The sequence below is a fragment of the Marinobacter sp. L-46 genome, from assembly GCF_056859535.1.
The window spans coordinates 1-25,347 of sequence record NZ_JBSXOP010000022.1; the positions used below are offsets into that span (position 1 = coordinate 1).

General features: G+C 60.0%; 23 protein-coding genes. 13 read left to right on the forward strand and 10 right to left on the reverse strand.

Translation table 11 applies throughout. The annotated features are described in order from the left end of the window. Window positions 1-163 precede the first annotated feature (163 nt). The 6 genes from AC13DJ_RS01365 to AC13DJ_RS01390 all read left to right on the forward strand — a co-directional run bounded on the left by AC13DJ_RS01365 (window position 164) and on the right by AC13DJ_RS01390 (window position 7,636). Window positions 164-1,330 carry an isovaleryl-CoA dehydrogenase gene (locus AC13DJ_RS01365; protein ID WP_474541059.1) on the forward strand — a complete coding sequence of 389 codons (1,167 nt, stop codon included), beginning with the start codon at window positions 164-166 and terminating at the stop codon, window positions 1,328-1,330. A 162-nt stretch (window positions 1,331-1,492) separates the two neighbouring features. Beyond that, window positions 1,493-3,100: a carboxyl transferase domain-containing protein gene (locus AC13DJ_RS01370; RefSeq protein ID WP_474541058.1), complete on the forward strand. Its 1,608-nt coding sequence runs from the start codon at window positions 1,493-1,495 to the stop codon at window positions 3,098-3,100. Window positions 3,101-3,114: 14 nt separating this feature from the next. Next, complete coding sequence (locus AC13DJ_RS01375; RefSeq protein ID WP_474541057.1) at window positions 3,115-3,924, forward strand: enoyl-CoA hydratase-related protein; 810 nt, start codon at window positions 3,115-3,117, stop codon at window positions 3,922-3,924. After that, the gene (locus tag AC13DJ_RS01380; RefSeq protein WP_482933238.1) at window positions 3,924-5,912 is read left to right on the forward strand and encodes an acetyl/propionyl/methylcrotonyl-CoA carboxylase subunit alpha; all 1,989 of its coding nucleotides are present in this window, start codon (window positions 3,924-3,926) and stop codon (window positions 5,910-5,912) included. Before AC13DJ_RS01375 ends, AC13DJ_RS01380 begins: the two co-directional genes overlap by 1 nt. Then, on the forward strand, window positions 5,912-6,811 hold the full coding sequence (locus AC13DJ_RS01385; protein ID WP_482933239.1) for a hydroxymethylglutaryl-CoA lyase: 900 nt from the start codon (window positions 5,912-5,914) through the stop codon (window positions 6,809-6,811). The genes AC13DJ_RS01380 and AC13DJ_RS01385 overlap by 1 nt, the downstream gene beginning before the upstream one ends. 84 nt (window positions 6,812-6,895) lie before the next feature. Beyond that, window positions 6,896-7,636, forward strand: coding sequence for an SGNH/GDSL hydrolase family protein (locus tag AC13DJ_RS01390; RefSeq protein WP_482933240.1), 741 nt, complete (start codon window positions 6,896-6,898; stop codon window positions 7,634-7,636). Here the strand turns inward: AC13DJ_RS01390 and AC13DJ_RS01395 are convergent. From AC13DJ_RS01395 to AC13DJ_RS01420, 6 genes are read right to left on the reverse strand one after another with little or no spacing between them, the layout of a single operon-like run. After that, a complete protein-coding gene (locus AC13DJ_RS01395) occupies window positions 7,608-8,033 on the reverse strand; it encodes a PaaI family thioesterase (RefSeq protein ID WP_474541054.1) in 426 nt (141 codons plus the stop codon). The genes AC13DJ_RS01390 and AC13DJ_RS01395 overlap by 29 nt on opposite strands. Before the next feature lie 11 nt (window positions 8,034-8,044). Next, window positions 8,045-8,932: a 3-hydroxyisobutyrate dehydrogenase gene (gene mmsB, locus AC13DJ_RS01400; protein ID WP_232903056.1), complete on the reverse strand. Its 888-nt coding sequence runs from the start codon at window positions 8,930-8,932 to the stop codon at window positions 8,045-8,047. A 40-nt stretch (window positions 8,933-8,972) separates the two neighbouring features. Then, on the reverse strand, window positions 8,973-10,058 hold the full coding sequence (locus tag AC13DJ_RS01405) for an enoyl-CoA hydratase/isomerase family protein (RefSeq protein ID WP_474540882.1): 1,086 nt from the start codon (window positions 10,056-10,058) through the stop codon (window positions 8,973-8,975). A gap of 13 nt (window positions 10,059-10,071) precedes the next feature. After that, window positions 10,072-10,851: an enoyl-CoA hydratase gene (locus AC13DJ_RS01410; protein WP_094625860.1), complete on the reverse strand. Its 780-nt coding sequence runs from the start codon at window positions 10,849-10,851 to the stop codon at window positions 10,072-10,074. Window positions 10,852-10,894: 43 nt separating this feature from the next. Then, entirely contained in the window at window positions 10,895-12,061 is a 1,167-nt protein-coding gene (locus AC13DJ_RS01415) for an acyl-CoA dehydrogenase family protein (RefSeq protein ID WP_482933241.1), read from the reverse strand. A gap of 21 nt (window positions 12,062-12,082) precedes the next feature. Further along, window positions 12,083-13,576 carry a CoA-acylating methylmalonate-semialdehyde dehydrogenase gene (locus AC13DJ_RS01420; RefSeq protein WP_482933242.1) on the reverse strand — a complete coding sequence of 498 codons (1,494 nt, stop codon included), beginning with the start codon at window positions 13,574-13,576 and terminating at the stop codon, window positions 12,083-12,085. Window positions 13,577-13,703: 127 nt separating this feature from the next. Between AC13DJ_RS01420 and AC13DJ_RS01425 the strand changes: the two genes are divergently transcribed. The 6 genes from AC13DJ_RS01425 to AC13DJ_RS01450 all read left to right on the forward strand — a co-directional run bounded on the left by AC13DJ_RS01425 (window position 13,704) and on the right by AC13DJ_RS01450 (window position 19,862). Then, a complete protein-coding gene (locus tag AC13DJ_RS01425; protein WP_473801978.1) occupies window positions 13,704-14,624 on the forward strand; it encodes an AraC family transcriptional regulator in 921 nt (306 codons plus the stop codon). 102 nt (window positions 14,625-14,726) lie between these two features. Then, window positions 14,727-15,707: an XdhC family protein gene (locus tag AC13DJ_RS01430; RefSeq protein WP_482933243.1), complete on the forward strand. Its 981-nt coding sequence runs from the start codon at window positions 14,727-14,729 to the stop codon at window positions 15,705-15,707. A 194-nt stretch (window positions 15,708-15,901) separates the two neighbouring features. Next, window positions 15,902-17,008, forward strand: coding sequence for a polyamine ABC transporter substrate-binding protein (locus AC13DJ_RS01435; RefSeq protein WP_482933244.1), 1,107 nt, complete (start codon window positions 15,902-15,904; stop codon window positions 17,006-17,008). A gap of 38 nt (window positions 17,009-17,046) precedes the next feature. Then, window positions 17,047-18,129: a polyamine ABC transporter ATP-binding protein gene (potA, locus tag AC13DJ_RS01440; RefSeq protein ID WP_482933248.1), complete on the forward strand. Its 1,083-nt coding sequence runs from the start codon at window positions 17,047-17,049 to the stop codon at window positions 18,127-18,129. 4 nt (window positions 18,130-18,133) lie between these two features. Next, entirely contained in the window at window positions 18,134-19,063 is a 930-nt protein-coding gene (locus AC13DJ_RS01445) for an ABC transporter permease subunit (protein ID WP_482933245.1), read from the forward strand. Beyond that, complete coding sequence (locus tag AC13DJ_RS01450) at window positions 19,056-19,862, forward strand: ABC transporter permease subunit (protein WP_476132164.1); 807 nt, start codon at window positions 19,056-19,058, stop codon at window positions 19,860-19,862. Before AC13DJ_RS01445 ends, AC13DJ_RS01450 begins: the two co-directional genes overlap by 8 nt. Before the next feature lie 239 nt (window positions 19,863-20,101). Here the strand turns inward: AC13DJ_RS01450 and AC13DJ_RS01455 are convergent, their stop codons facing one another. The 3 genes from AC13DJ_RS01455 to AC13DJ_RS01465 all read right to left on the reverse strand — a co-directional run bounded on the left by AC13DJ_RS01455 (window position 20,102) and on the right by AC13DJ_RS01465 (window position 23,673). Next, window positions 20,102-21,145 carry a proline racemase family protein gene (locus AC13DJ_RS01455; protein WP_482933246.1) on the reverse strand — a complete coding sequence of 348 codons (1,044 nt, stop codon included), beginning with the start codon at window positions 21,143-21,145 and terminating at the stop codon, window positions 20,102-20,104. Next, entirely contained in the window at window positions 21,142-22,293 is a 1,152-nt protein-coding gene (locus tag AC13DJ_RS01460; RefSeq protein WP_474540874.1) for an alcohol dehydrogenase catalytic domain-containing protein, read from the reverse strand. The genes AC13DJ_RS01455 and AC13DJ_RS01460 overlap by 4 nt, the downstream gene beginning before the upstream one ends. Before the next feature lie 273 nt (window positions 22,294-22,566). Next, a complete protein-coding gene (locus AC13DJ_RS01465; protein ID WP_476132168.1) occupies window positions 22,567-23,673 on the reverse strand; it encodes an AI-2E family transporter in 1,107 nt (368 codons plus the stop codon). Window positions 23,674-23,847: 174 nt separating this feature from the next. On the opposite strand from AC13DJ_RS01465, the gene AC13DJ_RS01470 reads away from it, so the two are divergent. Beyond that, entirely contained in the window at window positions 23,848-24,234 is a 387-nt protein-coding gene (locus tag AC13DJ_RS01470; RefSeq protein ID WP_476132170.1) for a DCC1-like thiol-disulfide oxidoreductase family protein, read from the forward strand. Window positions 24,235-24,246: 12 nt separating this feature from the next. Here the strand turns inward: AC13DJ_RS01470 and AC13DJ_RS01475 are convergent, their stop codons facing one another. After that, window positions 24,247-24,945 carry a DUF3592 domain-containing protein gene (locus tag AC13DJ_RS01475; protein ID WP_482933247.1) on the reverse strand — a complete coding sequence of 233 codons (699 nt, stop codon included), beginning with the start codon at window positions 24,943-24,945 and terminating at the stop codon, window positions 24,247-24,249. Window positions 24,946-25,347 lie beyond the last annotated feature (402 nt).

The window sequence follows — 25,347 nt, forward strand, 5'->3', positions numbered from 1 at the left end:
AATGGGGGAAAGGGGGAGTTGTGCCTGAATGCCGGAAACTGGCTAAATAATCGCCAACTTCGACCATGACCACTCGGATCTGGCACTACCAGGCTTGGTCTGCGAAGGTTGTTGGAGCACTATGAGAAATCCGGGCTAGCAAGAACAAAAAAGGCAGCACACCATGAAATCCCAATACAGCGAACTCAACTTCGGCCTCGGCGAAACCCTCGACAGCCTGCGTGAACAGGTCAACCGCTTCGCCGCCGATGAAATCGCCCCCCGGGCCGAGGAAATCGACCGCACCAACGAATTCCCCATGGACCTGTGGCGCAAACTGGGCGACATGGGCTTGCTGGGCATCACCGTGAGCGAACAATACGGCGGCGCCGACATGGGCTACCTGGCCCACGTAGTGGCCATGGAAGAAATCAGCCGGGCCTCCGCCAGCGTTGGCCTGTCATACGGTGCCCACTCCAACCTGTGCGTCAACCAGATCAACCGCAACGGCACCGAAGAACAAAAACAGACATACCTGCCCAAACTCATCACCGGCGAACACATCGGCGCCCTCGCCATGTCTGAACCCAACGCCGGCTCAGACGTCATCTCCATGAAACTCCACGCCCGCGACGAAGGCGACCACTACGTCCTCAACGGCAACAAAATGTGGATCACCAACGGTCCAGACGCCAACACCTACGTCATCTACGCCAAAACCGACCCGAAAGGCGGCTCCAAAGGCGTCACCGCCTTCATCGTAGAACGCGACTACCCCGGCTTCAGCCGCCACCAGAAACTCGACAAACTCGGCATGCGCGGCTCCAACACCTGCGAGCTGGTGTTCGAAGACTGCAAAGTCCCCAAAGAAAACGTCCTCGGCGGAGTTGGCAACGGCGCCAAAGTCCTCATGAGCGGCCTCGACTACGAACGCATCGTCCTCTCCGGCGGCCCCCTCGGCCTCATGCAAGCCGCCATGGACGTCGTCGTGCCCTACATCCGCGAACGCAAACAATTCGGCCAGGCCATCGGTGAATTCGAACTGGTACAGGGCAAAGTCGCCGACATGTACACCTTCATGAACACCGCCAAATCCTACGTCTACATGGTCGCCCAATCCGCCGACCGCGGCGAAACCACAAGAAAAGACGCCGCCGGCGCCATCCTGTATTCAGCCGAAATGGCCACCAAACTCGCCCTCGACGCCATCCAACTCCTCGGCGGCAACGGCTACATCAACGACTACCCCACCGGCCGCCTGCTGCGGGACGCGAAGTTGTATGAAATCGGGGCCGGAACGTCTGAAATCCGCCGCATGTTGATTGGCAGAGAACTGTTCCTGAACAAGTAAGCGTTGCGTGGAATCCACTGACCAAGTCAAACGAGGTCCTGCGGGTAGAGCGATTCAAAAATTTCGTAGGCCATGGATGGCCGGAGAGAAGCGCACAGGGACGTGCTTGTAGCGGTTTTTGAATCGCTCTACCCGCAGGGCCGATGCACGGACGAATATCCAATGACGATACTCCAGAGCAAAATTAACCCTAGGTCCGACGAATTCCAGGCCAACCACCAGGCCATGGCCGCCGCCGTAACCGACCTCCGGGAAAAAGTCGAAACCATCCACCAGGGCGGCGGCCCCGAATACCAGAAGCGCCACACCGAACGCGGCAAACTCCTGCCAAGAGAGCGCATCAACAAACTCCTTGATGAAGGCTCCCCCTTCCTCGAAATCGGCCAGTTCGCCGCCTACAACGTCTACGGCGAAGACGTCCACGCCGCCGGCGTAATCGCCGGCATCGGCCGGGTCAGCGGCACCGAATGCATGATCATCGCCAACGATGCGACCGTCAAAGGCGGCAGCTACTACCCCCTGACCGTCAAAAAACACCTGCGCGCCCAGGAAATTGCTGAAACCAACCGCCTGCCCTGCATCTACCTGGTAGACTCCGGCGGCGCCAACCTGCCACGGCAGGACGAAGTCTTCCCGGACCGCGACCACTTCGGGCGCATCTTCTACAACCAGGCCCGAATGTCTGCCGATGGTATCCCCCAGATCGCCGTCGTTATGGGCCTGTGCACCGCCGGCGGTGCCTACGTACCCGCCATGGCCGACGAATCCATCATCGTGCGCAACCAGGGCACCATCTTCCTGGCCGGCCCGCCGCTGGTCAAAGCCGCCACCGGCGAAGTGGTCAGCGCCGAAGACCTGGGCGGAGCCGATGTCCATTGCAAAACCTCCGGCGTGGCCGATCACTATGCCGAGAACGACGCACACGCCCTGGACATCGCCCGGCGTTGCATCGCCAACCTCAACCGCCGCAAACCCGTGCCGGTCGAACTGCGCGAACCCAAGGCACCGCTGTACAACCCGGAAGAAATCTACGGCATCGTCGGCACCGACTTGCGCAAACAGTTCGACGTACGCGACGTGATCGCCCGCATCGTCGACGGCTCCGAATTTGACGAATTCAAACGCTACTACGGCTCCACCCTGGTGACCGGCTTCGCCCATATCCACGGTTACCCCGTGGGCATCATCGCCAACAACGGCATCCTGTTCAGCGAATCCGCCCAAAAAGGTGCGCACTTTATTGAACTGTGTTGCCAGCGCAACATACCGCTGCTGTTCCTGCAGAACATCACCGGTTTCATGGTCGGCCAGAAGTACGAAGCCGAAGGCATCGCCAAACACGGCGCCAAGATGGTCATGGCCGTGGCCTGCGCCAACGTGCCCAAGATCACCGTGCTGATTGGCGGCAGCTACGGCGCCGGCAACTACGGCATGTGTGGCCGTGCCTACAGCCCGGACTTCCTGTGGATGTGGCCGAATGCCCGCATCTCGGTGATGGGCGGCGAACAGGCCGCCAACGTACTCGCCACAGTCAAACGTGAAGGCATGGAACGCAAAGGCCAGGACTGGAGTGCGGAAGAAGAAGTCGAATTCAAACAACCCATCGCCGATAAATACGAACAACAGGGCCACCCCTACTACGCCAGCGCCCGCCTGTGGGACGACGGCGTGATCGACCCGGCCCAGACCCGGGAAGTGGTTGCCCTCAGCCTGTCTGCCACCCTGAACCGACCCGCCAAGCCGACGCGCTTTGGCGTGTTCCGCATGTAACCGGAGAGAACGCCATGACCAAACAGACCTCTGCCGTTCTGCTCAACTACCTGGAAGGTGGTGTTTCCGAAATCGTGCTGAACCGGCCAGACAAGCGCAACGCCTTCGACGACGCGATCATCCAGCAACTGATCAAGGCGCTGGAAGTCACGGAACGAGACGACCAAACCCGCGTCGTCCTCCTGCGCTCCGAAGGCAAACACTTCTCCGCCGGTGCCGACCTTGGCTGGATGCGCCGCATGGCAGACAACGACCATGCCGAAAACCTGAACGACTCCCGGGAACTGGCCAGGCTAATGAGCACCCTCAACCACCTGTCCAAGCCGGTGATCGGCCTGGTTCAGGGCGCAGCCTACGGTGGTGCCGTCGGCCTGGCAGCCTGCTGCGACATCGTGCTGGCCACCGCAAACGCCAGCTTCTGCCTGAGTGAAGTGAAACTCGGCCTGGTTCCCGCCGTTATCAGCCCCTACGTGGTGCGGGCCATCGGTGAGCGACAGGCCCGGCGCTATTTCATTTCCGCCGAAGTCTTCAGCGCACAACAGGCCAGCGAATACGGGCTGGTGCACATCGTCTGTGACGACGAAGCCGCCATGCACGCCCGCTGCAACGAGCTGCTGCAACAACTGGCCGACAATGGCCCGCAGGCCATGAGTGCCGCCAAGGACCTGGTGTTTGCCGTCAGCCACAAGCCCATCAGTGCCGATGTCATCGAAGACACCGCCCAACGCATCGCCGACATCCGTGTGGGTGAGGAAGGCCAGGAAGGACTCAGCGCGTTCCTGAACAAACGCAAGGCCAGCTGGGTTCCGGGAGATAACACATAATGTTCAATAAAATCCTGATCGCCAACCGGGGCGAAATCGCCTGCCGGATTATCCAGACCGCTCACCGCATGGGCATTCGCTGCGTGGCGGTCTACTCAGACGCCGACGCCAACGCCCGGCATGTAGCCATGGCAGACGAGGCCTTCAACATTGGGCCGGCCGCCAGCGCCGACAGCTACCTGAAAGCCGACACCATCATCGACATTGCCAGGCAGAGTGGCGCCCGGGCCATTCACCCAGGCTACGGCTTCCTGTCTGAAAACACCGGCTTTGCCGAAGCCTGCGAAGCCAACGGCATCGTATTCATCGGCCCGCCCTCTTCGGCCATCGCCGCCATGGGCTCCAAGTCCGCCGCCAAGGCGATTATGGAAAAAGCCGGTGTGCCTCTGGTGCCGGGCTACCACGGCAAAGACCAGTCGCCGGAGCTGCTGCGGACCGAGGCCGAGAAATGCGGCTTCCCGCTGCTGCTGAAGGCCGTTGCCGGTGGTGGCGGTAAAGGCATGCGGGTGGTGGAAACAATGGCCGACTTCGATGACGCCCTGGCCGCCGCCCAGCGGGAAGCCAGGAACGCCTTCGGCAACCCGGACATGCTGATCGAGCGCTACCTGACCCAGCCACGCCACGTGGAAATCCAGGTGTTCTGCGACCAGCAAGGCAACGGCATCTACCTGGCCGAGCGGGACTGCTCGGTGCAGCGTCGCCATCAGAAAGTACTGGAAGAAGCGCCCGCACCGGGGCTGAGCGAGGACACCCGTAAAGCCATGGGCGAGGCCGCCGTGAAAGCCGCGCAAGCCATTAACTACGTGGGCGCCGGCACCGTCGAGTTCCTGTACGACGTAGACGGCTCGTTCTTCTTCATGGAAATGAACACCCGCCTGCAGGTGGAACACCCGGTTACCGAAATGGTCACCGGGCAAGACCTGGTGGAATGGCAGCTGAAAGTGGCCTGGGGTGAGCCGTTACCGCTGGCCCAGGAGCAGGTGAAAACCCGCGGCCACGCCCTGGAAGCCCGCATCTACGCCGAAGACCCGGACCAGGACTTCCTGCCTGCCACCGGCACCCTGCGTTACCTGCGCACCCCGGAAGAATCCGCCCACGTGCGGGTGGATACCGGCGTTACCGAAGGCGACGAAATCAGCATCCACTACGACCCGATAATCGCCAAGCTCATCGTGTGGGACGAAACCCGGGAACAGGCCATCAACCGCATGGTGCAGGCCCTGGAGCAGTACCGCATTGCTGGGGTAAAAACCAACATCCGCTTCCTGCACGCCCTGGCCGATGCCGAACCCTTTCGCCAGGCCGAGCTGACCACCGGTTTCATTAACGACCACCGCGAGCTGCTGTTTCCCGCTTCCGGACCGGATACGGACAAGGTTCTTGTGTTAGCCGCCGGCTTTGTCCTGGAGCAGCGCAAATCTCGGGAAGCCGTCAGCACAGACCCCTGGTCGCCCTTCGGCCGGCAGAACAGCTGGCGTTTGAATTCCGACTACGCAGAACCCCTGGCCCTGCAGATGGGCGAGGAGGTGGTTGAACTAAGGGTTCTTGAGCAGGATCACGGCTATCAGATAACTCTCGGCGACAACCGCTATACCCTGCAGGCCAGCCTGCAGGACGATTACCTGCAAGCGGTCATCAATGGCCACCGCCTGTGCGTGTACGGCAACCTGCACAACGACGAACTGGTGTTGTTCCACGAAGGCAACAGCATCACCTGCAAGCTCTACCGTGAACGCTGGGAAACCGAAGACCTGGCCGGCGACGGCAGCCTCTCTGCCCCCATGAACGGTGCCATTGTGGCGGTACAGGTGCAGGCTGGCGATAAGGTCACCGCCGGCCAGACTCTCGTAATCATGGAAGCCATGAAAATGGAGCACGCCATCAAAGCCCCGGCCGATGGCACCGTCAGCGAGGTGTTCTTTGCCCAGGGTGACCAGGTATCCGAAGGGGCGGAGTTGATCGCCATCGAGATTGAGGAGGCTGAGTAATGGCCTTCCCGAAACGTGTCCGACTGGTGGAAATGAGCCCCCGGGACGGCCTGCAGAACGAACCCGGCCCGGTGATTGCTACCAACATCAAAACCGGGCTGATCGATCGACTGGCCGACTGCGGCCTTACCCACATCGAAGCCGCCAGCTTTGTCTCCCCGAAATGGGTGCCACAAATGGGTGATGCCGCCGAGGTCATGGCCGGCATCACCCGAAAGGCCGGCGTACGTTACTCCGCCCTTACCCCCAACCTCAAAGGTTTCGAAAATGCCCTGGCGGCCGGAGCCGACGAGGTTGCGGTGTTCGGCGCCGCCTCCGAAAGCTTTACCCAAAAGAACATCAACTGCAGTATCGCCGAAAGCCTGGACCGCTTCGCTCCCGTGGTGGAAGCGGCCCGCAAGCACGGCATTCCGGTGCGCGGCTACGTGTCGACGGTGATGGGTTGCCCCTATGAGGGTGACATTGAGCCAGGGCAGGTCGCCAGCGTCGCCAAGGCCCTGTACGACATGGGCTGCCATGAGATTTCCCTGGGCGACACCATCGGCGTGGGCACACCGCTGAAAGCCAGGCGCATGCTGGAGGCCGTGGCCGCCCATATTCCCATGGATAAGCTGGCGGCCCACTTCCACGACACCTACGGCCAGGCCCTGGCTAATCTGTATGCGGTGCTGGAGGAAGGCGTCAGCGTAATCGATGCCTCGGTGGCGGGCCTGGGCGGTTGTCCTTATGCGAAGGGCGCCTCCGGCAATGTAGCCACCGAAGACGTGCTCTATCTGTTAAAGGGCTTGGGGATCGAAACCGGTGTCAACCTGGAGAAACTGGTGGCGACCGGCGACTGGATTTGCGGCCAGCTCAACCGCCACAACGGCTCTAAAGTGGGACAGGCCATGAGCGGTTGAACGTTAAGGGCCCCGCTGCGAACCTTGCGACTAATATCGCCGATACCAGAACCATTCTGCTCCACTAAACCCGGGATCTATGCAATGCATCTTCCATTCTGGCTGACCACGACTCTGCTGTTTCCGGTGTTGCTGTATCAGGGTAAGCGCACTCGTCAAACCACGCCACGGCTGCCGGAGGCCTCCGGATCTCCGTTCGGGCAATATGGTGAGGGCGAGCCCGCACGGCGTATCCTGGTGATTGGTGAATCCACCGCCGCCGGCGTGGGCACCCAAACCCACGATCAGGGCCTTGCCAGCCAGCTGGCACGGAAGCTCCATGAGGGAACCGGGCAAACCATCGCCTGGCACACCTTCGGGGTTAACGGTATTCGTTTGAATGCCCTGAACCGGGCGCTGGAACAAACAGACTTACCGGAAGCCGATGTGGTTATCCTGAGCATGGGGGTCAACGACACCACCGGTTTTACGCCCCGGAAACGATTCCGCCAGCAACTGCTTGAACTGAGGGAGTTGCTCGAAGCACGGTATCCGGCACCCCTGATGCTTCTGAGCGTGCCTCCCATGCACCTGTTCACCGCCCTGCCGGCGCCCTTGCGCTACGTGATGGGATGGCGGGCCAGGCTTCTGGACGACATCTACCGGCAACTGGCCAGCGAAGCGCCGCAGCACTTCCGCTACGCCCGTTACCCGGTGATTGAAGATACCGGGCTGTTGGCCAGCGACGGCTACCACCCCGGCATCAAAGGCTATCGGTACATTGCCGAAGCCCTGGCGCCGGAGCTGAGCCGGGGCATCAGGGCCGATGCTTCTCCGGAGGAATAGAGTAAGTCATGGTGGCATGGGCCACCTGCTCCTCCATACCTGTGGAATAGATCGACACCTCACCCACCGCCATCGTGCGCCCTACTTTCAGCAAGGTAGCGCGGGCCCACACCGCAGCGTGGGCGGCGGGCTTGCGCATGAAGTTGATGTTGAAGTTGGTGGTTACCGCCAGGGGTACCAGGCCAATTTTGCCCAGCAAGGCGGCGTACATGGCCACGTCTGCCAGCCCCATCATAACCGGGCCAGACACGGTTCCACCGGGGCGCAGGTGGCCGTCGTCCACCTCCAGCTTCATCTCGGCCCAGCCATCCCCCAGCTCCTCCAGGGTGCCGTAGGCGGTACCCTGGGGAAAGTGATCTTCAAGGAAAGCTTTCAGCTCCCCGAATGTTACTTGCATGACTCTAGTGCTCAGTCCGGTTTGTAAAGCCTCAGGATACTCGAAAAGTCCAGCTGACCGTTACCCTGCCCGGCATGCAGCTGGAACAGGTTTCGGGCCAGGGAGCCCATGGGGATGGAAGCCTGGTTGGCGACCGCGTTATCAAACGCCAGCCCCAGGTCCTTGGTCATCAGGTTCACCAGGAAGCCACCCTGGTAATCCCGGGATGCCGGCACCCCTTCCATCACACCCGGCCAGGGGTTGTACACGTTCAGCGCCCAGTTGCCGCCGGAGCTCTGCTTCATGATTTCCGAGAGTACCGCAGGGTCCAGGCCGTTCTTCACACCCAGAGCCAGGGCTTCACTGGTGCCCGCCATCAGGATGGCCAGCATCATGTTGTTGCAGATTTTGGCGACCTGGCCCGCGCCATGGGGGCCGGCGTGGAAGATGTTCTTGCCCATGGCTTCCAGAACCGGCCGTGCCTTGTTGTAGGTGGCCACTTCGCCACCGCAAATGAAGGTCAGCGTACCGGCCTTCGCACCACCCACGCCGCCGGATACCGGCGCATCGATAAAGGCCAGGTCTTTTGCTGCTGCGGCTTCTGCCACCGCCCGGGAGGTTTCCGGGGCAATGGTGGACGAGTCAATCACCAGGGTGCCGGCCGGCAGGGCTGCCAGCAGGCCGTCTTCGCCCAGGTACACCGCTTCCACATGCTTGCCCGCCGGCAGCATGGTGATTACGCACTCGGTGCCCTGGGTTGCCGCTTTAGCGGAATCCGCAGTGCTGGCCCCTTCGGCCACCAACGCTTCAACCGCCGGTTTGGACAGGTCGAAAACCGTGACCTCATGCCCCGCCTTCAGCAGGTTGGAGGCCATGGGCCCGCCCATGTTGCCCAGTCCGATAAACGTTACCTTCGCCATCTTGCTTCTCCTTGTTTTTGTAGCAGTGCGCCGGGATTTATCAGTGCCCGGGCGCCTGGCTGAAAAATGCTTCAATCCACTCGTTGTCCAGTTCCGCCAGCGAGGCATAACGCCAGCGGGGCTGCATGTCTTTGTCGATCAGCAACGCCCGGATACCTTCGGCAAACTCGCCCTTCTTCAGGCAGTTCACCGACATCACCAGCTCGTTATCCAGCACCTGTTTCAGGCTGTCCCGCTGGCTGCGCTGCAGGTGTTTCCAGGTCAGGGCCAGTGACGTGGGTGAGGCGCTCGCCAATCCCTTCACAGCCTTCCCCAGCCAACCCTCTCGGCCGCCCAGATCTTTCAGCTGCGCTACCACCTGCTCAAGGGAGTCGCCATCGGTAGCCTTCTGGATATCATCAAAGTGATCGCGAACCGCAGACGCCGGCAGCGCCTCCCGGCTTTGCTGTTCATATTGGCGCAGTACCGAGCTGACAACACTATGGGCGCTGGAACCCTGCCAGTTGGCGGAGGCCAGGGCATCAATCACCTGCCCTTTGAGTTCGTGGCTGACGAACCGGTCTGCCATGCCCACAAACAGCGCATCGGCTGGGTTCATGCGGGTGCCGGTCAGCCCCAGAAACATTCCGGTACGCCCGGGCATGCGGGTCAGGAACCAGCCGGCGCCGATATCCGGGTACAGGCCGATGCTCACTTCCGGCATGGCCAGTTTCGAGTGCTCGGTAACCACCCGGTGGGAAGCACCCGCCATCAGGCCGATGCCGCCGCCCATCACAATACCGTTGCCCCAGCACACAACCGGTTTGGGGAAGGTGTGAATCAGGTAATCCAGCTCATATTCTTCGGTGAAGAACCGCTCGCCTTCAGCCAGCTTTCCGGGCTCGGTCATGCTGCGGTACAGGGACACGATATCGCCACCGGCGCAGAAGGCCCTGTCGCCCTCGGCTTCCAGCCAGACTGCGCATACGCTGTCATCGTCGGCCCAGCGTTGCAGTTGCGGCTTGAGCAGGCGGATCATGTCCATAGACAGCGAATTCAGGTTACGCGGGCTGTTCAGCCTGGCGACCGCAATCCGGCCACCGCCGTTTGTGGTCCACTCTTCAAATACCATCGGTTGATCGCTCATAGCAGCCCCGGGCTTATCGGTTTTTCCATTCCGGCTTGCGCTTCTCGAGGAACGCATTCACGCCTTCTTTCTGGTCTTCGGTGTGGAACAGCTCCACAAACAGTTCCCGCTCCATGCGCCAGCCATCGGTATGGCTACGGCCATCACGGGCGCTCATCACCAGCTGCTTGCAGCGGGAAATGGAAGACGGGCTCTGCTTGCAGGCACCTTCGGCCAGTTTCAGGGCGGCTGCCAGGCCTTGTCCGGACGGCACCACTTCTTCCACCAGGCCAATCTGCAGGGCCTTGTTGGCATCTACCCGCTCGCCGCACAGAATCATGCGCTTGGCCCAGCCCTCGCCCACCAGCCAGGGCAGGTTCTGGGTGCCGCCAGCGCAGGGCAGCAGGCCAACACCGGCTTCCGGCAGCGCCATCTGGGCGTGCTCTTCGGCAATGCGGATATCGCAGGACAACGCACATTCCAGGCCACCGCCCATGGCGTAGCCGTTAATGGCGGCAATCGACACACCCCGGAAGGCGGTCAGCGTGGCGAAGGCCTGGCCGAACTTCTGGGCCATCTCGTTGGCGCGGGCACGGTCGCCGTCGGCAAAGGTTTTCAGGTCTGCCCCGGCGGAGAAGAATTTCTCACCCTGGCCGGTGACCACCAGCGCGAAGATGTTGCGGTCGGCGTTGAGGTCTTCAATGGTGGCTTCCAGAGCCGCCAGGGAGTCTGCCGTCCAGGTGTTGGCCGGCGGGTTGGCGATGGTCAGGATCGCAATGTGATCGCGTTTTTCCAGTTGAATCAGTTCACTCATGGTAAATTCCTTTGGTTGTTCCGGTTCTGATGATCGGGGCCGGTTACTGGATGGCTTCGGCAACGCCGTCTTCCAGCATGCGGCGGGCAATAATCAGGCGCATGATTTCGTTGGTGCCCTCGAGAATCTGGTGTACCCGAAGGTCCCGCACATAGCGCTCCAGCGGGTATTCCCGAATGTAGCCGTAGCCGCCGTGCAGCTGCAGGGCTTCGTTGGCCACCTCGAAACAGGCATCGGTGGCGAAGCGCTTGGCCATGGCGCAATGCAGGGTGGCTTCCGGGTCGCCGGCATCCAGCTTGAAGGCACCCAGGCGCACCATTTGCCGGGCCGCCACTAGGTTGGTGGCCATATCCGCCAGTTTGAACTGCAGCGCCTGGAACGCGGCCAGTGGCTTACCGAACTGCTGGCGCTCGTGCAGGTAATTGCGCGCCCGCAGCAGCGCCGCCTGGGCGCCGCCAAGGGAGCAGGTGGCGATGTTCAGGCGGCCGCCGTCCAGGCCCTTCATGGCAATGGCGAAGCCGTCGCCTTCATTGCCAATTCGGTTACTGGCCGGAATGCGCACGTCTTCCAGGGTGACCAGCCGCGTGGGCTGGCTGTGCCACCCCATCTTTTCTTCGTTCTTGCCGTAGGAAACACCCTCGGCATTGGCCGGGATCACAAAGGTGGAAATCCCCTTGGCGCCACTGTCGGCATCGCCGGTACGGGCCATCAGTACCAGCACATCGGTGGCACCGGCGCCGGAGATAAACATCTTGCTGCCGTTGATCACATAGCTGTCGCCGTCACGAACCGCCCTGGTACGCAGGCTGGCGGCATCAGAGCCGGCCCCGGGTTCGGTCAGGCAGTAGGAGGCCAGCCATTCACCACTTGCCAGCTTGGGCACGATTTCCTGCTTCAGGTCATCGGAGGCAAAGCTGGCCACCATCCAGGTGGCCATGTTGTGGATGGTGATAAAGGCCGCCGTGGACGGGCAGGCCATGGCCAGCTCTTCCACGATCACCGAGGTGTCCATGCGGGACAAGCCCATGCCGCCCAGGGCTTCCGGGGTATAAATCCCCATAAAGCCCATCTCGCCGGCTTCTTTCATCACCTCCACCGGGAAGGTGTGGTCTACATCCCACTGGCCGGCATAGGGTGCCATGGCTTTCTCGGCAAAGGCCCGGGCCGCATCCCGGAACGCCAACTGGTCTTCGGTCAGGTTGAAATCCATCGTTCAGCTCCCTGCTCGGCGTTACCGGAGTTGGATGGAGAAGTTGGCTTCGGTAGACGTCGCTTCACTGTTAAACCAGCGGGAGGTGACGGTCTTGGTTTCGGTGTAGAAACGCACTGCCTGCTTGCCGTAAGCGTGCTGGTCACCGTAGAAGGAACCTTTCCAGCCAGTGAAAGAGAAGAACGGCAGGGGCACCGGGATGGGAATATTCACACCCACCTGGCCGACTTCGATTTCGTGCTGGAAACGGCGGGCAGCACCACCGTGGTTAGTGAAGATAGACGTTCCGTTGCCATAAGGACTGTTGTTGATCAGCTCGATGGCTTCGCCAAGGTCGTTCGCGTTCATGCAGGTGAGCACCGGGCCGAAGATTTCTTCTTTATAGATGTCCATTTCCGGCGTGACTTCGCTGAACAGGGTGGGCCCTACCCAGTTACCGTCCGGCAGGCCATCCACTGTGCAGCCGCGACCATCCAGCATCAGCTTCGCACCCTGGGCTTCGCCGGTGGCGATCAGGGCTTCAACCCGCTCCTTGGCCCTCGGGCTAATCACCGGGCCATAGCTGGCACCGGAGTCGTTCCAGGCACCCGGGCGTACCTTCGCCATGGCTTCCTTGAGTTCCGGAATCCACTCTTGCGCCGCTCCGACAAACACCGCCACGGAGATAGCCATGCAACGCTGGCCGGCGGCACCCACAGAGGCACCCACCAGGGCATTGATCACCTGCTGCTTGTCGGCATCCGGCATGATCACCATATGGTTCTTGGCGCCGGCGAAGCTCTGCACACGCTTCATGTTGCGGGTGCCGGTTTCGTAGATGTAACGGCCAACCGGTACCGAACCGACAAACGAAATTGCCTTGATGGCCGGGTCGTTCAGCAGGGTATCTACCTGCTCCTTGGCACCGTGCACCACCTGCAGAACGCCCTTGGGCGCACCGGCTTCTTCAAACAGCTCGGCCAGACGCATCGGGGTCAGCGGGTCCTGCTCGGAGGGCTTGAGGATAAAGGTGTTACCGCAGGCGATGGCCATCGGGAACATCCACAGGGGAATCATGGCCGGGAAGTTGAACGGGGTAATACCGGCGCAAACGCCCAACGGCTGGATCCACGAGTGGGTATCCACTTCCCGCGCGACGTTTTCAACGGTCTCGCCCATCATCATGGACGCCACGTTGGCGGCATGCTCTACCACTTCGATACCGCGCCAGACATCGCCCTTGGCGTCGTCAAAGGTTTTACCGGTTTCCTGGGACAGGATTTCGGCAATCTCGTCGTGGTGTTCTTTCAGCAGTGCCTGGTAACGCAGCATGACCCGGGCCCGCTCGGATACCGGCGTTTCCTTCCAGCTTTTGAACACTTCGCCGGCGTTGTCGATGGCCTTGCGCATTTCGTCCGCCGTGGCGCAGGGCACCTGGGCGATGACTTCGTTAGTGGCCGGGTTGGTCACATCGATCCAGTTCTGGGTCTGACTCTGAACAAATTCACCAGCAATAAACTGAGGTACTTTTTTCATGAGGTTGGTCCCTGTTTGTTGTTGTCCGGGAGAGCCGTGGCCCGCTGAATAACGCAACGGACCTGGCGATGATTTTCCAAAAGATTAGCACGCCCCTTGCCGCCTGATGATTGACTAAGTTTCGCCCATGATGGATTATTTTTCGATGACCAGTCATCAAAGCAACAAGCCATCCGCGCAAACCTCTCAGTGGCCTGTTCCTGCGGACAGCGTTCGCTATGTGGTTCCGGAGCCCATCGTCCGCCAACTGGCGCACCATCCACTGACCCGGGAGCTGTACCCGCTGGCCTTCGGCCATTACCGACGGGCGGCGGGCCATCACATGCATCGGGAACACCATCGTGACAATCTTTTGATCTATTGCACCGATGGCAAGGCTTTTCTGAACGTGGCGGGCGAACCTTACACCGTCAGCGCCGGCGACCTGTTGCTGCTGCCGGCCGGCGCCAGCCACCGCTACACGGCGGACCCGGACAATCCATGGACCATTCACTGGGTGCACTACACCGGCCCGCTGGCCGCAGAGTTTGGTGACTACATGGGGTTTGATGACAACACCCGGGTGCTCCATCTGGGGCGCCAGCCCCGCCTGTTGGTAGACTTCAACGGCCTGCTGTCGGTACGCCAGACCGGCTTCCGCACCAAGGGGCTGATCCACGCCAGCAATCGCCTGCGACAGCTGCTGAGTGCCGTCCCCATGAACGTGGATGAAACCAGCCAGGCTCGGCAGGCCGAGCTGGACACCCTTCACAACTACATGCGTGAACACCTGGAAGAGCGACTGACCTTGCAGCAACTGGCCGAACTCAGCGGGCTTTCACCGGCCCATTTCGCCACTCGCTACCGGGAGCAGACCGGCACCTCGCCGATTCAGCATTTCCTGCATCTGAAGGTGGAGCGGGCCTGCGAGCTGCTGGACACCACCAGCCACACCTTCGCCGACATCAGCCGGCAACTGGGTTACGACGACGCCTATTACTTCTCCCGGCTGTTCAAAAAGGTAATGGGCAAATCCCCCAGCGACTACCGGCACACCGCCAGGCACTGACCCATTGGCGCAGATAGCCTGCGTCCCTGGCCCGACTGCAATTGGCAAGGCGACAAAATTCCGGTATCACACAGGACTTACTTATTCATTCGGGAGGCGCAGATGCAGCCACTGGACATTCAGGTAGTTGACCAGGCCATCAGCTGGTGCGATGGCGGTCAGGATTTCTGGCTGTGTACGGTACTCAGTACCTTCGGCTCCTCTCCCCGGGCGCCGGGCTCCTGGCTGGTAGCACAGGTCAGTGGTGACCATTGCGGCTCGTTGTCAGGCGGCTGTGTGGAAGAGGACTTTCTCGAACGCCTGCAGGAAGGCGAATTCCAGGGCCGCATCAACCGAATCCGCTACGGTGCCGCCGATGGCCTGGACAATCCCAGAGTCAGCCTGCCCTGCGGCGGCGTTCTGGATGTGCTCATCGAGCACTTTCCCGCCTCCGCCTCATCCCGGGAGCACTTCCTGGCACTTCGGGCCGCCCTGAACGGCCAGGGCCATGTGGTTCGCAGGGTTTGCCTGAAAACCGGCGAAGCCAGTATCGAGCCAGACCGGGAAACGGGCCAGAAAGTGATGGAAGACGAAACAACCGCCACCCTGAAACTGCGGGTGGGGCCGGTATCCCGGTTGCTCATTGCCGGCTTGTCGCCGGTTGCCTCCGCCTGCGCCAGCTTTGCCCACAGCCTGGGTTTCGAGGTGATTGTGTGCGACCCGCGCCAGGAGGAAGTCTGCAACTTCAACGTACCCGGCGTTACCCTGCGCCAGGAGCTGCCCTCCGTGTGGATTGCCCGCGAAGGCTGCCACGGAGCAACCGCAGTAGTTGCCCTGACCCACGACCCGAAGATTGATGACACCGCACTAATGGAAGCGGTGAAAACCGACGCTTTCTACATCGGCGTGATGGGTTCTTTGCGCACCTCGGAAAAACGCCGGGAGCGCCTGCTGCGCATTGGCGGGCTTAACGAGCAGCAGGTTGAACGAATCCGAATGCCCATTGGGCTGAATATCGGCAGTAAAACGCCAGCGGAGATTGCCCTGTCGGTGATGGCCGATATTGTCCGGGTACGGCAGGGGCTAACCAAGCCAGAGCTGTAGGCACAACCCACACTCCGGCCGTAAAAATTTATGTAGCGTCCACCCGGACATCGTGTTAAAAATCGCCCGAAGGCGGCAGTACGGTGTTCCGAAAGGGCACTTGCCACCCAAGGCCACCCTCAGCAGACCTGCACAACACCGCGTGCGTCCTGCGCGCTTTGTATCCATCCCTTTTAAGTGAGGGACACCATCCAATGTTGAAGTTGTGTAAGCCACAGGCGCTTGCCGCCGCTGTTGCTATGTCTCTGGGTGCCTCTTCGGTTTTTGCAGCCGAGGAAGTGCGTGTCTACAACTGGTCTGACTACATCGCCGAGGACACCCTGGCGAAGTTCACCGAAGAAACCGGCATCAAGGTTGTCTACGACGTGTACGACAGCAACGAAGTGCTGGAAGCGGCCCTATTGTCTGGCCGTTCCGGTTATGACCTGGTGGTGCCCTCCAACCACTACGTAGCCAAGCAGATTTCTGCCAAGGCTTTCGTGGCGCTGGACCACAGCAAACTGCCGAACATCACCAACCTCAACCCGGACCTGATGGATGACCTGGAAAAGGTGGACCCGGGCAGCCAGTTCTCCCTGCCTTACCTGTGGGGCACCAACGGCTATGGCTACAACGAAGGCCGCATCCAGACCATCCTGGGCGACAGCGCCCCGACCGACTCCTGGGCCCTGGTGTTTGATCCGGAAGTGACCGGCAAGCTGGCCGCCGGTGGCTGTGGCATTGCCATGCTGGATTCCGGCGAAGAAATGGTTCGTGCCGCCATGGCCTACATTGGCCTGGACCCGAACAGCAACAACGCCGACGACATCAAGAAAGGCGGTGAAGTGATCAAGGCCGTGCGCCCGAACATCACCTACTTCCATTCGTCCCGTTACATTGGCGATCTGGCTAACGGCGACCTGTGCGTAGCCGCCGGCTACTCCGGTGACATCCTGCAGGCCGCTGCCCGCGCGGAAGAAGCCGAGAACGGCAACGTCATCCGCTACACCATCCCCAAAGAGGGCGCGGTGCTGTGGTTTGACATGATGACCATTCCGGCCGGCGCACCGAATGTGGAAAATGCCCACAAGCTGATGAACTTCCTGATGCGCCCGGAAATCATCGCCGATGTGACCAACTACGTCTGGTACGCCAACCCGAACAAGGCGGCCAACGAGTTTGTAGACCCGGAAATCCTCAACGACACCAGCATCTACCCCACCGACGAGGTGATGAAGAAGCTGTACATCATGGAAGGTCGGCCTCAGGACGCCCAGCGCCTGATGACCCGTACCTGGACCAGCGTGAAATCCGGTCGCTGACGGTGGCCGTAACCAACAACACCTCCGCGCAAGCGGAGGTGCTCCTCAGCATCAAAGGCATTTCCAAGAGCTTCGACAGCACCCTGGCGGTGGACGACGTGAGCCTGGACATCCACAAGGGCGAGATCTTCGCCCTGCTGGGTGGTTCCGGCTCTGGCAAGTCCACCCTGCTGCGCATGCTCGCGGGCTTTGAAACCCCGGATTCCGGTCGCATTGTGCTGGACGGCCAGGACATCACTGCCCTGCCCCCGTACCTGCGCCCCACCAACATGATGTTCCAGTCCTATGCCCTGTTCCCCCATATGACGGTGGAGCAGAACATTGCCATGGGCCTGAAACAGGACAAACTGCCGAAAAACGAAATTGCCGACCGCGTGGCGGCTATGCTCAAACTGGTGAAGATGGAAGCCTACGGCAAGCGCCGGCCCCAGCAATTATCCGGTGGCCAGCAGCAACGTGTGGCCCTGGCCCGCTCGCTGGCGAAGCGCCCGAAGCTGTTGTTGCTGGACGAGCCCATGGGCGCGCTGGACAAAAAACTGCGCACAGAAATGCAGCTGGAGCTGGTGGACATCCTGGAAAAGGTCGGCGTGACCTGCCTGATGGTGACTCACGACCAGGAAGAAGCCATGACCATGGCCAGCCGCATTGCCATCATGTCTTACGGCCGGATTGCCCAGGTGGGCTCGCCCATTGATATCTATGAGAGCCCGAACAGCCGCATGACGGCGGAGTTCATCGGCTCGGTGAATATCTTCGAGGCGAACATCCTGGAAGACAACTCCGACAGCATCTCGCTGACCAGCGACCTGCTGGACGCACCGGTGTTTATCGACCGGGGTGTAACCACGCCCGCAGAAACCACGGAAACCCTGATCGCCCTGCGCCCGGAGAAGATCTACCTGACCACCGAGAAGCCCGAAGGCGACACCAACTGGAGCTGCGGCACGGTAGACAACATTGCCTATCTTGGCGACATCACGTCTTACTACGTGAAGCTGGCCAGTGGTAAGCGGGTACAGGCCACCATGGCCAACGTGGAACGCCGGGGTGAGCGGCCCACCTGGGGTGACCGGGTCTATGTATCCTGGGAAGCCTCCAGCCCTATCCTGCTCTGGAACTAAGACCATGACCAAGAAGCTTCTGGCAACCCCCTTAGCGGAGCGGGTGCGGGCCGTGGTATTCCACCGTAGGGTAGTGTTCGGCGTGCCCTTCGCCTGGCTGCTGCTGTTCTTCCTGCTGCCATTCGCGCTGGTACTGAAGATCAGCCTGACCTCGGCGGTGATGGCGATTCCGCCTTACGAGCCCGTGTTCCGGTGGGTGGATAACACCCTGTCGGTGGTCGTGAACTTTGGCAATTACCTGTTCCTGGCCTCCGACAGTCTGTACATCGCTGCTTACTGGGGCTCGGTGAAAACCGCGTTCCTGGCCACCCTGTTCTGCCTGCTGATCGGATACCCCATGGCCTACGCCATGGCCCGGGCGCCCAAGCACTGGCAGCTGGTGTTCCTGCTGATGGTGATGCTGCCGTCCTGGACCTCGTTCCTGATCCGCGTGTACGCGTGGATGGGCATTCTGGGTAATCAGGGGCTGCTGAACAGCTTCCTGATGTGGCTGGGGCTGATCGACTCACCCCTGAAGATGCTGAACACCAACTTTGCGGTGATTCTGGGCATTGTCTACGCCTACCTGCCGTTCATGATCCTGCCCATCTACACCAACCTGGTGAAGCTGGACGTGCGCCTGCTGGAGGCAGCATCGGATCTTGGCTGCCGTAGCCTGACTACTTTCTGGGCGATCACCTTGCCGTTATCCAAGGCCGGTATCCTGGCGGGCTCCATGCTGGTGTTCATTCCGGCGGTGGGTGAGTTCGTGATTCCGGAACTGCTGGGCGGGCCGGATACCCTGATGATCGGCAAGGTGTTGTGGGAGGAGTTCTTCAACAACCGCGACTGGCCGGTAGCTTCTTCGCTGGCGATTGTGATGCTGGCCTTGCTGTTGATTCCGATTGTGCTGTTCCACCGCTTCCAGGCTCGGGAGATAGAAAAGAATGGTTAAGCTGAAAGCCCCCGGCTTCTCAAAATCCATGCTTTTGCTGGGCATGCTGTTCCTGTACCTGCCGATGATGGTGTTGATCGTTTACTCGTTCAACGCCTCGCGGCTGGTTTCGGTGTGGGCCGGCTTTTCCACGAAATGGTACGGCGCGCTGTTTGCCAATGAGCAAATCCTGTCTGCGGTATGGATGAGCCTGCGCATTGCCTTCTATTCCGCCAGCATGGCGGTGTGTCTGGGCACTTTGTGCGCCTTTGTGATTACCCGGTTCAAGAAGATGCGCGGGCGTACGCTGCTGTCCAGCATGATCACGGCGCCGCTGGTGATGCCAGAGGTGATCTCCGGTTTGTCGTTGTTGCTGCTGTTTGTGCAGATGGCGCAGCTGATTGGCTGGCCGGTGGACCGTGGCATGGCGACGATCTGGATTGCTCACACGACCTTTTGCAGTGCCTATGTGGCGGTGGTGGTGAGTGCGCGGTTGCGGGAGGTGGATTTGTCCATCGAGGAAGCAGCCATGGATTTGGGTTGTACGCCGCTGAAGACTTTCTTTGTGATCACGCTGCCGGTGATTGCGCCGGCGCTGGTTTCGGGGTGGTTGCTGGCGTTTACTTTGTCGCTGGATGATCTGGTGATTGCCAGTTTTGTGTCCGGGCCGGGGGCGACGACGTTGCCGATGGTGGTGTTTTCGTCTGTTCGGATGGGGGTGTCGCCGGAGATTAATGCGTTGGCGACTTTGATTATTGCGGCGGTTTCGGTGATTGCCTTCATCGCCTGGTTCTGGATGCGGCGATTGCGGCCTCGGTGAGTGGCTGGCTCGGGGTCGGGCTTGGGCTTGGGCTCCTATCCGTTTGGTTGTGGGGGCGGGCTGGGAGGTGGGGAGGGATTTTCTTCTGGAAAAAACAACTCGCTTCGCTCAGACATCTTTTTTCCTGCCAGAAAACCCCTCCCCACCTCCCGCCGGCAGAACCTTTTTGGAAACAGCTGGGTAGGACTTCTTGGTTCGCTCGCTGACTGACTGACTGACTGACGAGTGTGCGTTAGCGGTTATGTGCCATCACCTTGTGTGAGGATGTGAGTCAGGCCGTTGCATTCCACCATGGGGTCGTCGCAGTTCACTATTATGTCGGACTTTGCGATGACGTATGCTTTGCCGGTTATGTTGTTTTTGACCACCTGATACTCCCCTTCCTTGTCCACTGCTGTGAACTCTCCGATGAACCCGGTTTCCCTCAGGGATATGGTTTCGAGTTTATCGCCGGGTTTGATTTGGCCCTCGTGGTTCATTAACGCCAGTCTTGCGGAGGTTCCGGTGCCGGTGGTGCTTCGGCAGATGACGCCGGGGTGGACGTAGGTTGCTGAGCGTGAGCGGTAGTAGCCTTCGGCTATTTGTTCTACCGGGCCCATGAAGTGGAGGAACGGGAGGGGGCCTACGTCGCCCAGGGTGTAGTGGGAGAAGCCTCTTTCGGCCTGGATGGCTTGGACGATGGCGTGGGCGGTTTGGGCCAGCTGGCGTTCTTCGTCCAGGGTCAAATCAAAGCTGAGAGATTTGGCGTCTATCAGGGCGTAGAAGCCGCCGCTGTAGGCGATGCTGTAGTTGACCTTGCCGATGCCGGGTACGTTGATGCTGGCGTTGTGGGTGTGGATGTAGCTGGGCAGGCCTTCGCAGGTGATGGCTTCTACTACGCCGTTGTGTACGGTGGCTTCTATGTTTACCAGGCCGGCTGGGGTTTCGAGTTTGAAGTGTTGTTTGCCTTCCTGTTTCTGGACTATGCCGGTTTCCAGTACGGCGGTGGCGGTGCAGATGGTGTTGGAGCCGGAGTATATGGGGTAGCCCATGACTTCCATGATGATGTAACCGGCGGCGGCTTCGGGGTTGGTGGCGGGTACCAGCAGGTCTACGGACATTTCCGGAATGCCGTAGGGTTCTTCCAGCAGCAACCGCCGCAGGCCGTCGGCGTCGTCGCGCAGGTATTCCATCTGGGCCCTTACCGTATCTCCCGGCAAGTCGATGATGCCGCCAGTAACGATTCGGCTGACGTCACCGCCGGCGTGGGTATCCATCAATTGAATGGTGAGTTCAGGTTTCATCCGCCCGCCCCCACGGCAAAGGGTTGGCCGTGTACCTGCCACTGGGCATCCGGCACGATCACGATCTTGCCCAGGTAGTTGCTGCCACGGTTCACGAAATACTCTTCGGCTTTGTGCAGGTCAGACAGCTTGAACGCGCCGTGCAGGACGGGTTTCAGCTGGTCATGGCGTATCCAGGTCATCAGCTGGTTGGCTTCTTCGCGGGTGCCGTGGGAGACCCCGAATATCTGCACCTGGTACAGGTAGATTCGGGTCCAGAGGATTTCGCTGATGTTGCCGCCGCTGGCGCCGGCGATGCTCAGGCGCGGGTAGGTGCTGCGGGCGTTCATGTCGAAGATCATGGCGTCGATGAACTTGTCAGTCATTTCGCCGCCTACCAGGTCCATCACTGCGTCCAGGGGTTTTCCGCCGTTTTCATTCTTAACTCGGTCTACGAAGGCGTTCATGTTGCTGCGATCCAGCACCGCTTCGGCGCCAAGGTCGAGCAGTGCGTTCGCTTTGTCTTGTTGGCTCAGCGCGTAGGGAATGGCACCGATGATTCGGCAAAGCTGGATTAGTGCCGTGCCCACCCCACCGCTGGCACCCGTGACCAGCACCCGCTCGTCCGCCTGCACATTGGCGGAGGTGAGCATGTGGTAGGCGGTCTGGTAGGAACACATGCCCATGGCTGCCAGTTCGGCATCGGCCAGTTCCGGATTCGGGATATGGTGAAACTGGTCGGATGGCAGGGCCACGTATTCGGCGTAACCGCCGTCGGCGCCATGGCCGTAGTAGTCCGGCGTGAGATTGATGTCGGTGCGGTCGGTGGCGTAGATGTTGAAGTCCAGGAGGCCGCGCTCCCCGAGACGTTGTTCGCTGACGCCCTCACCCACCGCTACTACGCGGCCTACGATGTCGGCGCCTTGTATGCGCGGGAAGGTCAGCGTGGGTTTGCCGCCCATCTGGAATGAGGTTATTTCGCCTTTTTTGGTGGGGTACAGGCCTTCACGGGCTTTGCGGTCGGTGTTGTTCTTGGCGGTGGCGGTTATCTGGACCAGGACCTGGCCGGCTGCCGGCGTGGGCACGGGGACATCCTGGTATTCAAGCTTTTCCAGGCCGCCATGGGCGGTGAGGACCATGGCTTTCATGGTGGGCGGGATGTCGGGCATTGAATTCTTCCTGCGTTGGTGAATTCTTTGATTCACTGAGCATAGGAAAGATCTGGCTTTGTGTCAGGGAACGTGATGAGTTTGGCTTGGGCTCCCATCCTTCTGGTTGTGGGGGCGGGCTGGGAGGTGGGGCGTGTTTTTCTTCTGGAAAAAATAACTCGCTTCGCTCAGACATTTTTTTTCCTGCCAGAAAAACTCCCCCCACCTCCCGCCGGCTTCACCTGAGTGGGAAAGAAACACCGTTCCTGGCTGAGCAGTTGTGTTTTAGACGGCTTATCGAGCAATCACTTTGTACACCGGGCGTAGTCTCGGGATTTGTTTCAGGATCACCTGGATTACGGTCATCAGGGGGACGGCCAGCAGTACGCCTACCGGGCCCCAGAGCCAACCCCAGAAGAAGATGGATACGAAGATGATGACGGGGTTGATGGCCATGCGGAATCCGTGGATCCAGGGCTCCAGGAAGAAGCCGATGATGGTGGTGAGCAGGATGAAGCTTAGCGGTGCCAGTGCCATCATCCAGACGGTGTCCAGGGTTAGTGCCGACACTAGCGCCAGTAGCGCGATGGTGAGCATGTTGCCGAGATAGGGAATAAACCGGGCAAGGCCGGCGATCAGGCCCCATACGGCCGGGTCTGGCAGGCCGATGGCCCAGCAAGTGAGCCCGGTGATCAAGCCTACCGACAGGTTGCTCAGGCCTAACACTGCCAGGTATTGGGCGATCTGGTGTTGGGAGTCGTGGGTAATTCTGAGCACGGTTTTGCGCTGAGATCTGGGGATTTGCCGCACGAAGTTGCGGATCAACCTGTCGCCGCTGACCAGCAGAAAGTAAGTCAGCGCCAACGCCAGCGCCAGGCCGGCCAGGCCGTTGCGGGCTTTTGTCATCAGCTGGCTGCGCCAGGAATCGGTCTGAAGCACCACGGTTGTCGGTTTTTCACTACCGTCCTCAGACGACAGACCCTCTACCGACTTCTCCACCTGTTCCGCAGAACGGGTGACTTTGTCCAGTTGCCGCATAATCTCACTATCGCCCACCAACAGGCGCGACAAACCTTGCGGGGCGCGCTCAGCCCATTCCAGCGCCGGTGCGGTTACCGCAACCCCCAAACCGACAATACCCGCCAGCACCACAAGCACCAGTACAAGCGAGCTCACCACCCGCGGAACATGCCATTTCAACCTGGCTTTTTTCACCAGGGGCGACAACAACAAGCTGGTGAGCACGGCGAGAATGATCGGCAGGACAATCTGGTGGGCCAGGTACAGGGTGTACAGAATGCCCAGCGTGAACAGGCCGTAGATGGGAGTGGACAACTCGGCAAGCGCTGACGCTTTTTTGTCTTCCGGAGGAGCGGTCTGGTTGGGCTTCTGGTCTTCCATGTGCAAGTCTGGCCTGGTGAGTGTTTACACAGAAGCCTGCGCTTCCGCAAAGACACCAGTGTAGCGTTTCGAACAAGTGGCTGCATTATCAGGGCATTACAAACGCCACGGCGCTGAACCATCAGCCACTCGGCTCGTATAGTTAACAAATGCCACCGGATAACCCGAACCTCCATGAACCCAAAATACGAGACACTATTCTACGACGGCAGCTGCCCGCTCTGCGCAAAGGAAATCCGCACCCTGCGCAGACTGCAGCGTGGGCAACTCATCTTCGCAGACGTTCACGAACAACCGGAAGGCAGCCCCCAGCTGCCATCCCATGAAGACCTGCTCCGCCGCCTGCATTTGATGACCTGGACCGGCGAATGGGTAACCGGGCTGCACGCCAACGTGCGGGCCTGGAGCCATACGCCGTTTGGGTGGCTGTTCAAACCGCTGTTGTGGCCGGTGATCTATCCCATTGCCAGACGGGTTTATGAGAGCTGGGCTGACCGGCGGTATGAGCGGAAGTATGTTTGTGCTTTGGGCAACACAAGCTCGTGCCCACCGGGAACCTGATGCAGGAGGCTGCTAGCTGGCCAGCTTAGGCAGGAATGAGGTATCCACCCAATAGCGCTTGAGATTGGCCTCATCGACCAGAACGGGCACCGTTTCCTGGTGAATATGATTGCTCGGATCGAACCACAGGTTATCGCTTCGGAATACATGAAGCTTACCGGTTTGCGGGTGCTGCCACTGGCAGACAATGCGGAACGGGTTACGACCGTTCACGGTCAGGCTGGAGTTTTGCTCAACCGACGAAAATGTTGCGAGCACCTCGGTCCCGTGATCTTTCAGGTAAGCCTGTGATCGGCTCTTCTTCCAACCAAACAACAGCATCCCGCCGCCAATGGCGCCAAACACGAGCCCCATACCACCGAGAATCATGGGCAGTCCCCAAAGGGAGAAGAAACTGTTGATTCTGGCACTCTCCGGAGCCGAAGGCTCGTAAAACACAGACACCCTCTCACCGCGATTGAACGACGGCGGATTTGAGCCGGAGCGCGACCGGAACTCGATCTCCCGACCACGGATATCCTCGAAAACGACCTCCGGATAATAGGTGGTGGAATCGCTGGAACGAGAGCGTTCCAGATCAATGACCGTGCCCGTGGCTTCCGTAGCTCGCTCGATAAATGACACTGTACTGCTGTAACTCATCACCGCAGCAACAAGCATACCGGCGCCAATGAGTGTGAAGACGTATTTGAGGATATTCAGGGTTTTCACTGGTTCAATCCTTGTGTTTTGGGTTCTTCCCTGGGAGGTGTTGGCCCGGATTTTATAGAACCATTGAGAACTATGCCATCGACGGGCTTCGGTAGCATCGAGAGTTAGAAATTTGGGATCAGATCACAGATTCTGAAGGGACTCGACCCACATCCAATGCTCTGGCTTGCCAAACTCCCGGCAACTAACGCAACGTAGTTTTCCCGGCATGTAAAACACAATTTCCAGGGTATTCCCCGAAAACTCCGTTTTATCGAAACCAGAGTTATTGTCAAATCTGGTGTATGACCATCAGGCAGCGTTCCTGCCAGATTGATCTTCCACCTGTATTCCATCCTGAAACTGCACGTTGTCCACGACCAGCTTCAGTTGGTCAAACCCCTTGATTCGCTTCCAGCGTTT

Excerpts from the sequence above, each read along its gene's own strand:
- AC13DJ_RS01365 (WP_474541059.1), top strand. The coding sequence starts at position 164 with ATGAAATCCCAATACAGCGAACTCAACTTCGGCCTCGGCGAAACCCTC.
- AC13DJ_RS01370 (WP_474541058.1), top strand. The coding sequence starts at position 1,493 with ATGACGATACTCCAGAGCAAAATTAACCCTAGGTCCGACGAATTCCAG.
- AC13DJ_RS01375 (WP_474541057.1), top strand. The coding sequence starts at position 3,115 with ATGACCAAACAGACCTCTGCCGTTCTGCTCAACTACCTGGAAGGTGGT.
- AC13DJ_RS01380 (WP_482933238.1), top strand. The coding sequence starts at position 3,924 with ATGTTCAATAAAATCCTGATCGCCAACCGGGGCGAAATCGCCTGCCGG.
- AC13DJ_RS01385 (WP_482933239.1), top strand. The coding sequence starts at position 5,912 with ATGGCCTTCCCGAAACGTGTCCGACTGGTGGAAATGAGCCCCCGGGAC.
- AC13DJ_RS01390 (WP_482933240.1), top strand. The coding sequence starts at position 6,896 with ATGCATCTTCCATTCTGGCTGACCACGACTCTGCTGTTTCCGGTGTTG.
- AC13DJ_RS01395 (WP_474541054.1), bottom strand. The coding sequence starts at position 8,033 with ATGCAAGTAACATTCGGGGAGCTGAAAGCTTTCCTTGAAGATCACTTT.
- mmsB (WP_232903056.1), bottom strand. The coding sequence starts at position 8,932 with ATGGCGAAGGTAACGTTTATCGGACTGGGCAACATGGGCGGGCCCATG.
- AC13DJ_RS01405 (WP_474540882.1), bottom strand. The coding sequence starts at position 10,058 with ATGAGCGATCAACCGATGGTATTTGAAGAGTGGACCACAAACGGCGGT.
- AC13DJ_RS01410 (WP_094625860.1), bottom strand. The coding sequence starts at position 10,851 with ATGAGTGAACTGATTCAACTGGAAAAACGCGATCACATTGCGATCCTG.
- AC13DJ_RS01415 (WP_482933241.1), bottom strand. The coding sequence starts at position 12,061 with ATGGATTTCAACCTGACCGAAGACCAGTTGGCGTTCCGGGATGCGGCC.
- AC13DJ_RS01420 (WP_482933242.1), bottom strand. The coding sequence starts at position 13,576 with ATGAAAAAAGTACCTCAGTTTATTGCTGGTGAATTTGTTCAGAGTCAG.
- AC13DJ_RS01425 (WP_473801978.1), top strand. The coding sequence starts at position 13,704 with ATGATGGATTATTTTTCGATGACCAGTCATCAAAGCAACAAGCCATCC.
- AC13DJ_RS01430 (WP_482933243.1), top strand. The coding sequence starts at position 14,727 with ATGCAGCCACTGGACATTCAGGTAGTTGACCAGGCCATCAGCTGGTGC.
- AC13DJ_RS01435 (WP_482933244.1), top strand. The coding sequence starts at position 15,902 with ATGTTGAAGTTGTGTAAGCCACAGGCGCTTGCCGCCGCTGTTGCTATG.
- AC13DJ_RS01445 (WP_482933245.1), top strand. The coding sequence starts at position 18,134 with ATGACCAAGAAGCTTCTGGCAACCCCCTTAGCGGAGCGGGTGCGGGCC.
- AC13DJ_RS01450 (WP_476132164.1), top strand. The coding sequence starts at position 19,056 with ATGGTTAAGCTGAAAGCCCCCGGCTTCTCAAAATCCATGCTTTTGCTG.
- AC13DJ_RS01455 (WP_482933246.1), bottom strand. The coding sequence starts at position 21,145 with ATGAAACCTGAACTCACCATTCAATTGATGGATACCCACGCCGGCGGT.
- AC13DJ_RS01460 (WP_474540874.1), bottom strand. The coding sequence starts at position 22,293 with ATGCCCGACATCCCGCCCACCATGAAAGCCATGGTCCTCACCGCCCAT.
- AC13DJ_RS01465 (WP_476132168.1), bottom strand. The coding sequence starts at position 23,673 with ATGGAAGACCAGAAGCCCAACCAGACCGCTCCTCCGGAAGACAAAAAA.
- AC13DJ_RS01470 (WP_476132170.1), top strand. The coding sequence starts at position 23,848 with ATGAACCCAAAATACGAGACACTATTCTACGACGGCAGCTGCCCGCTC.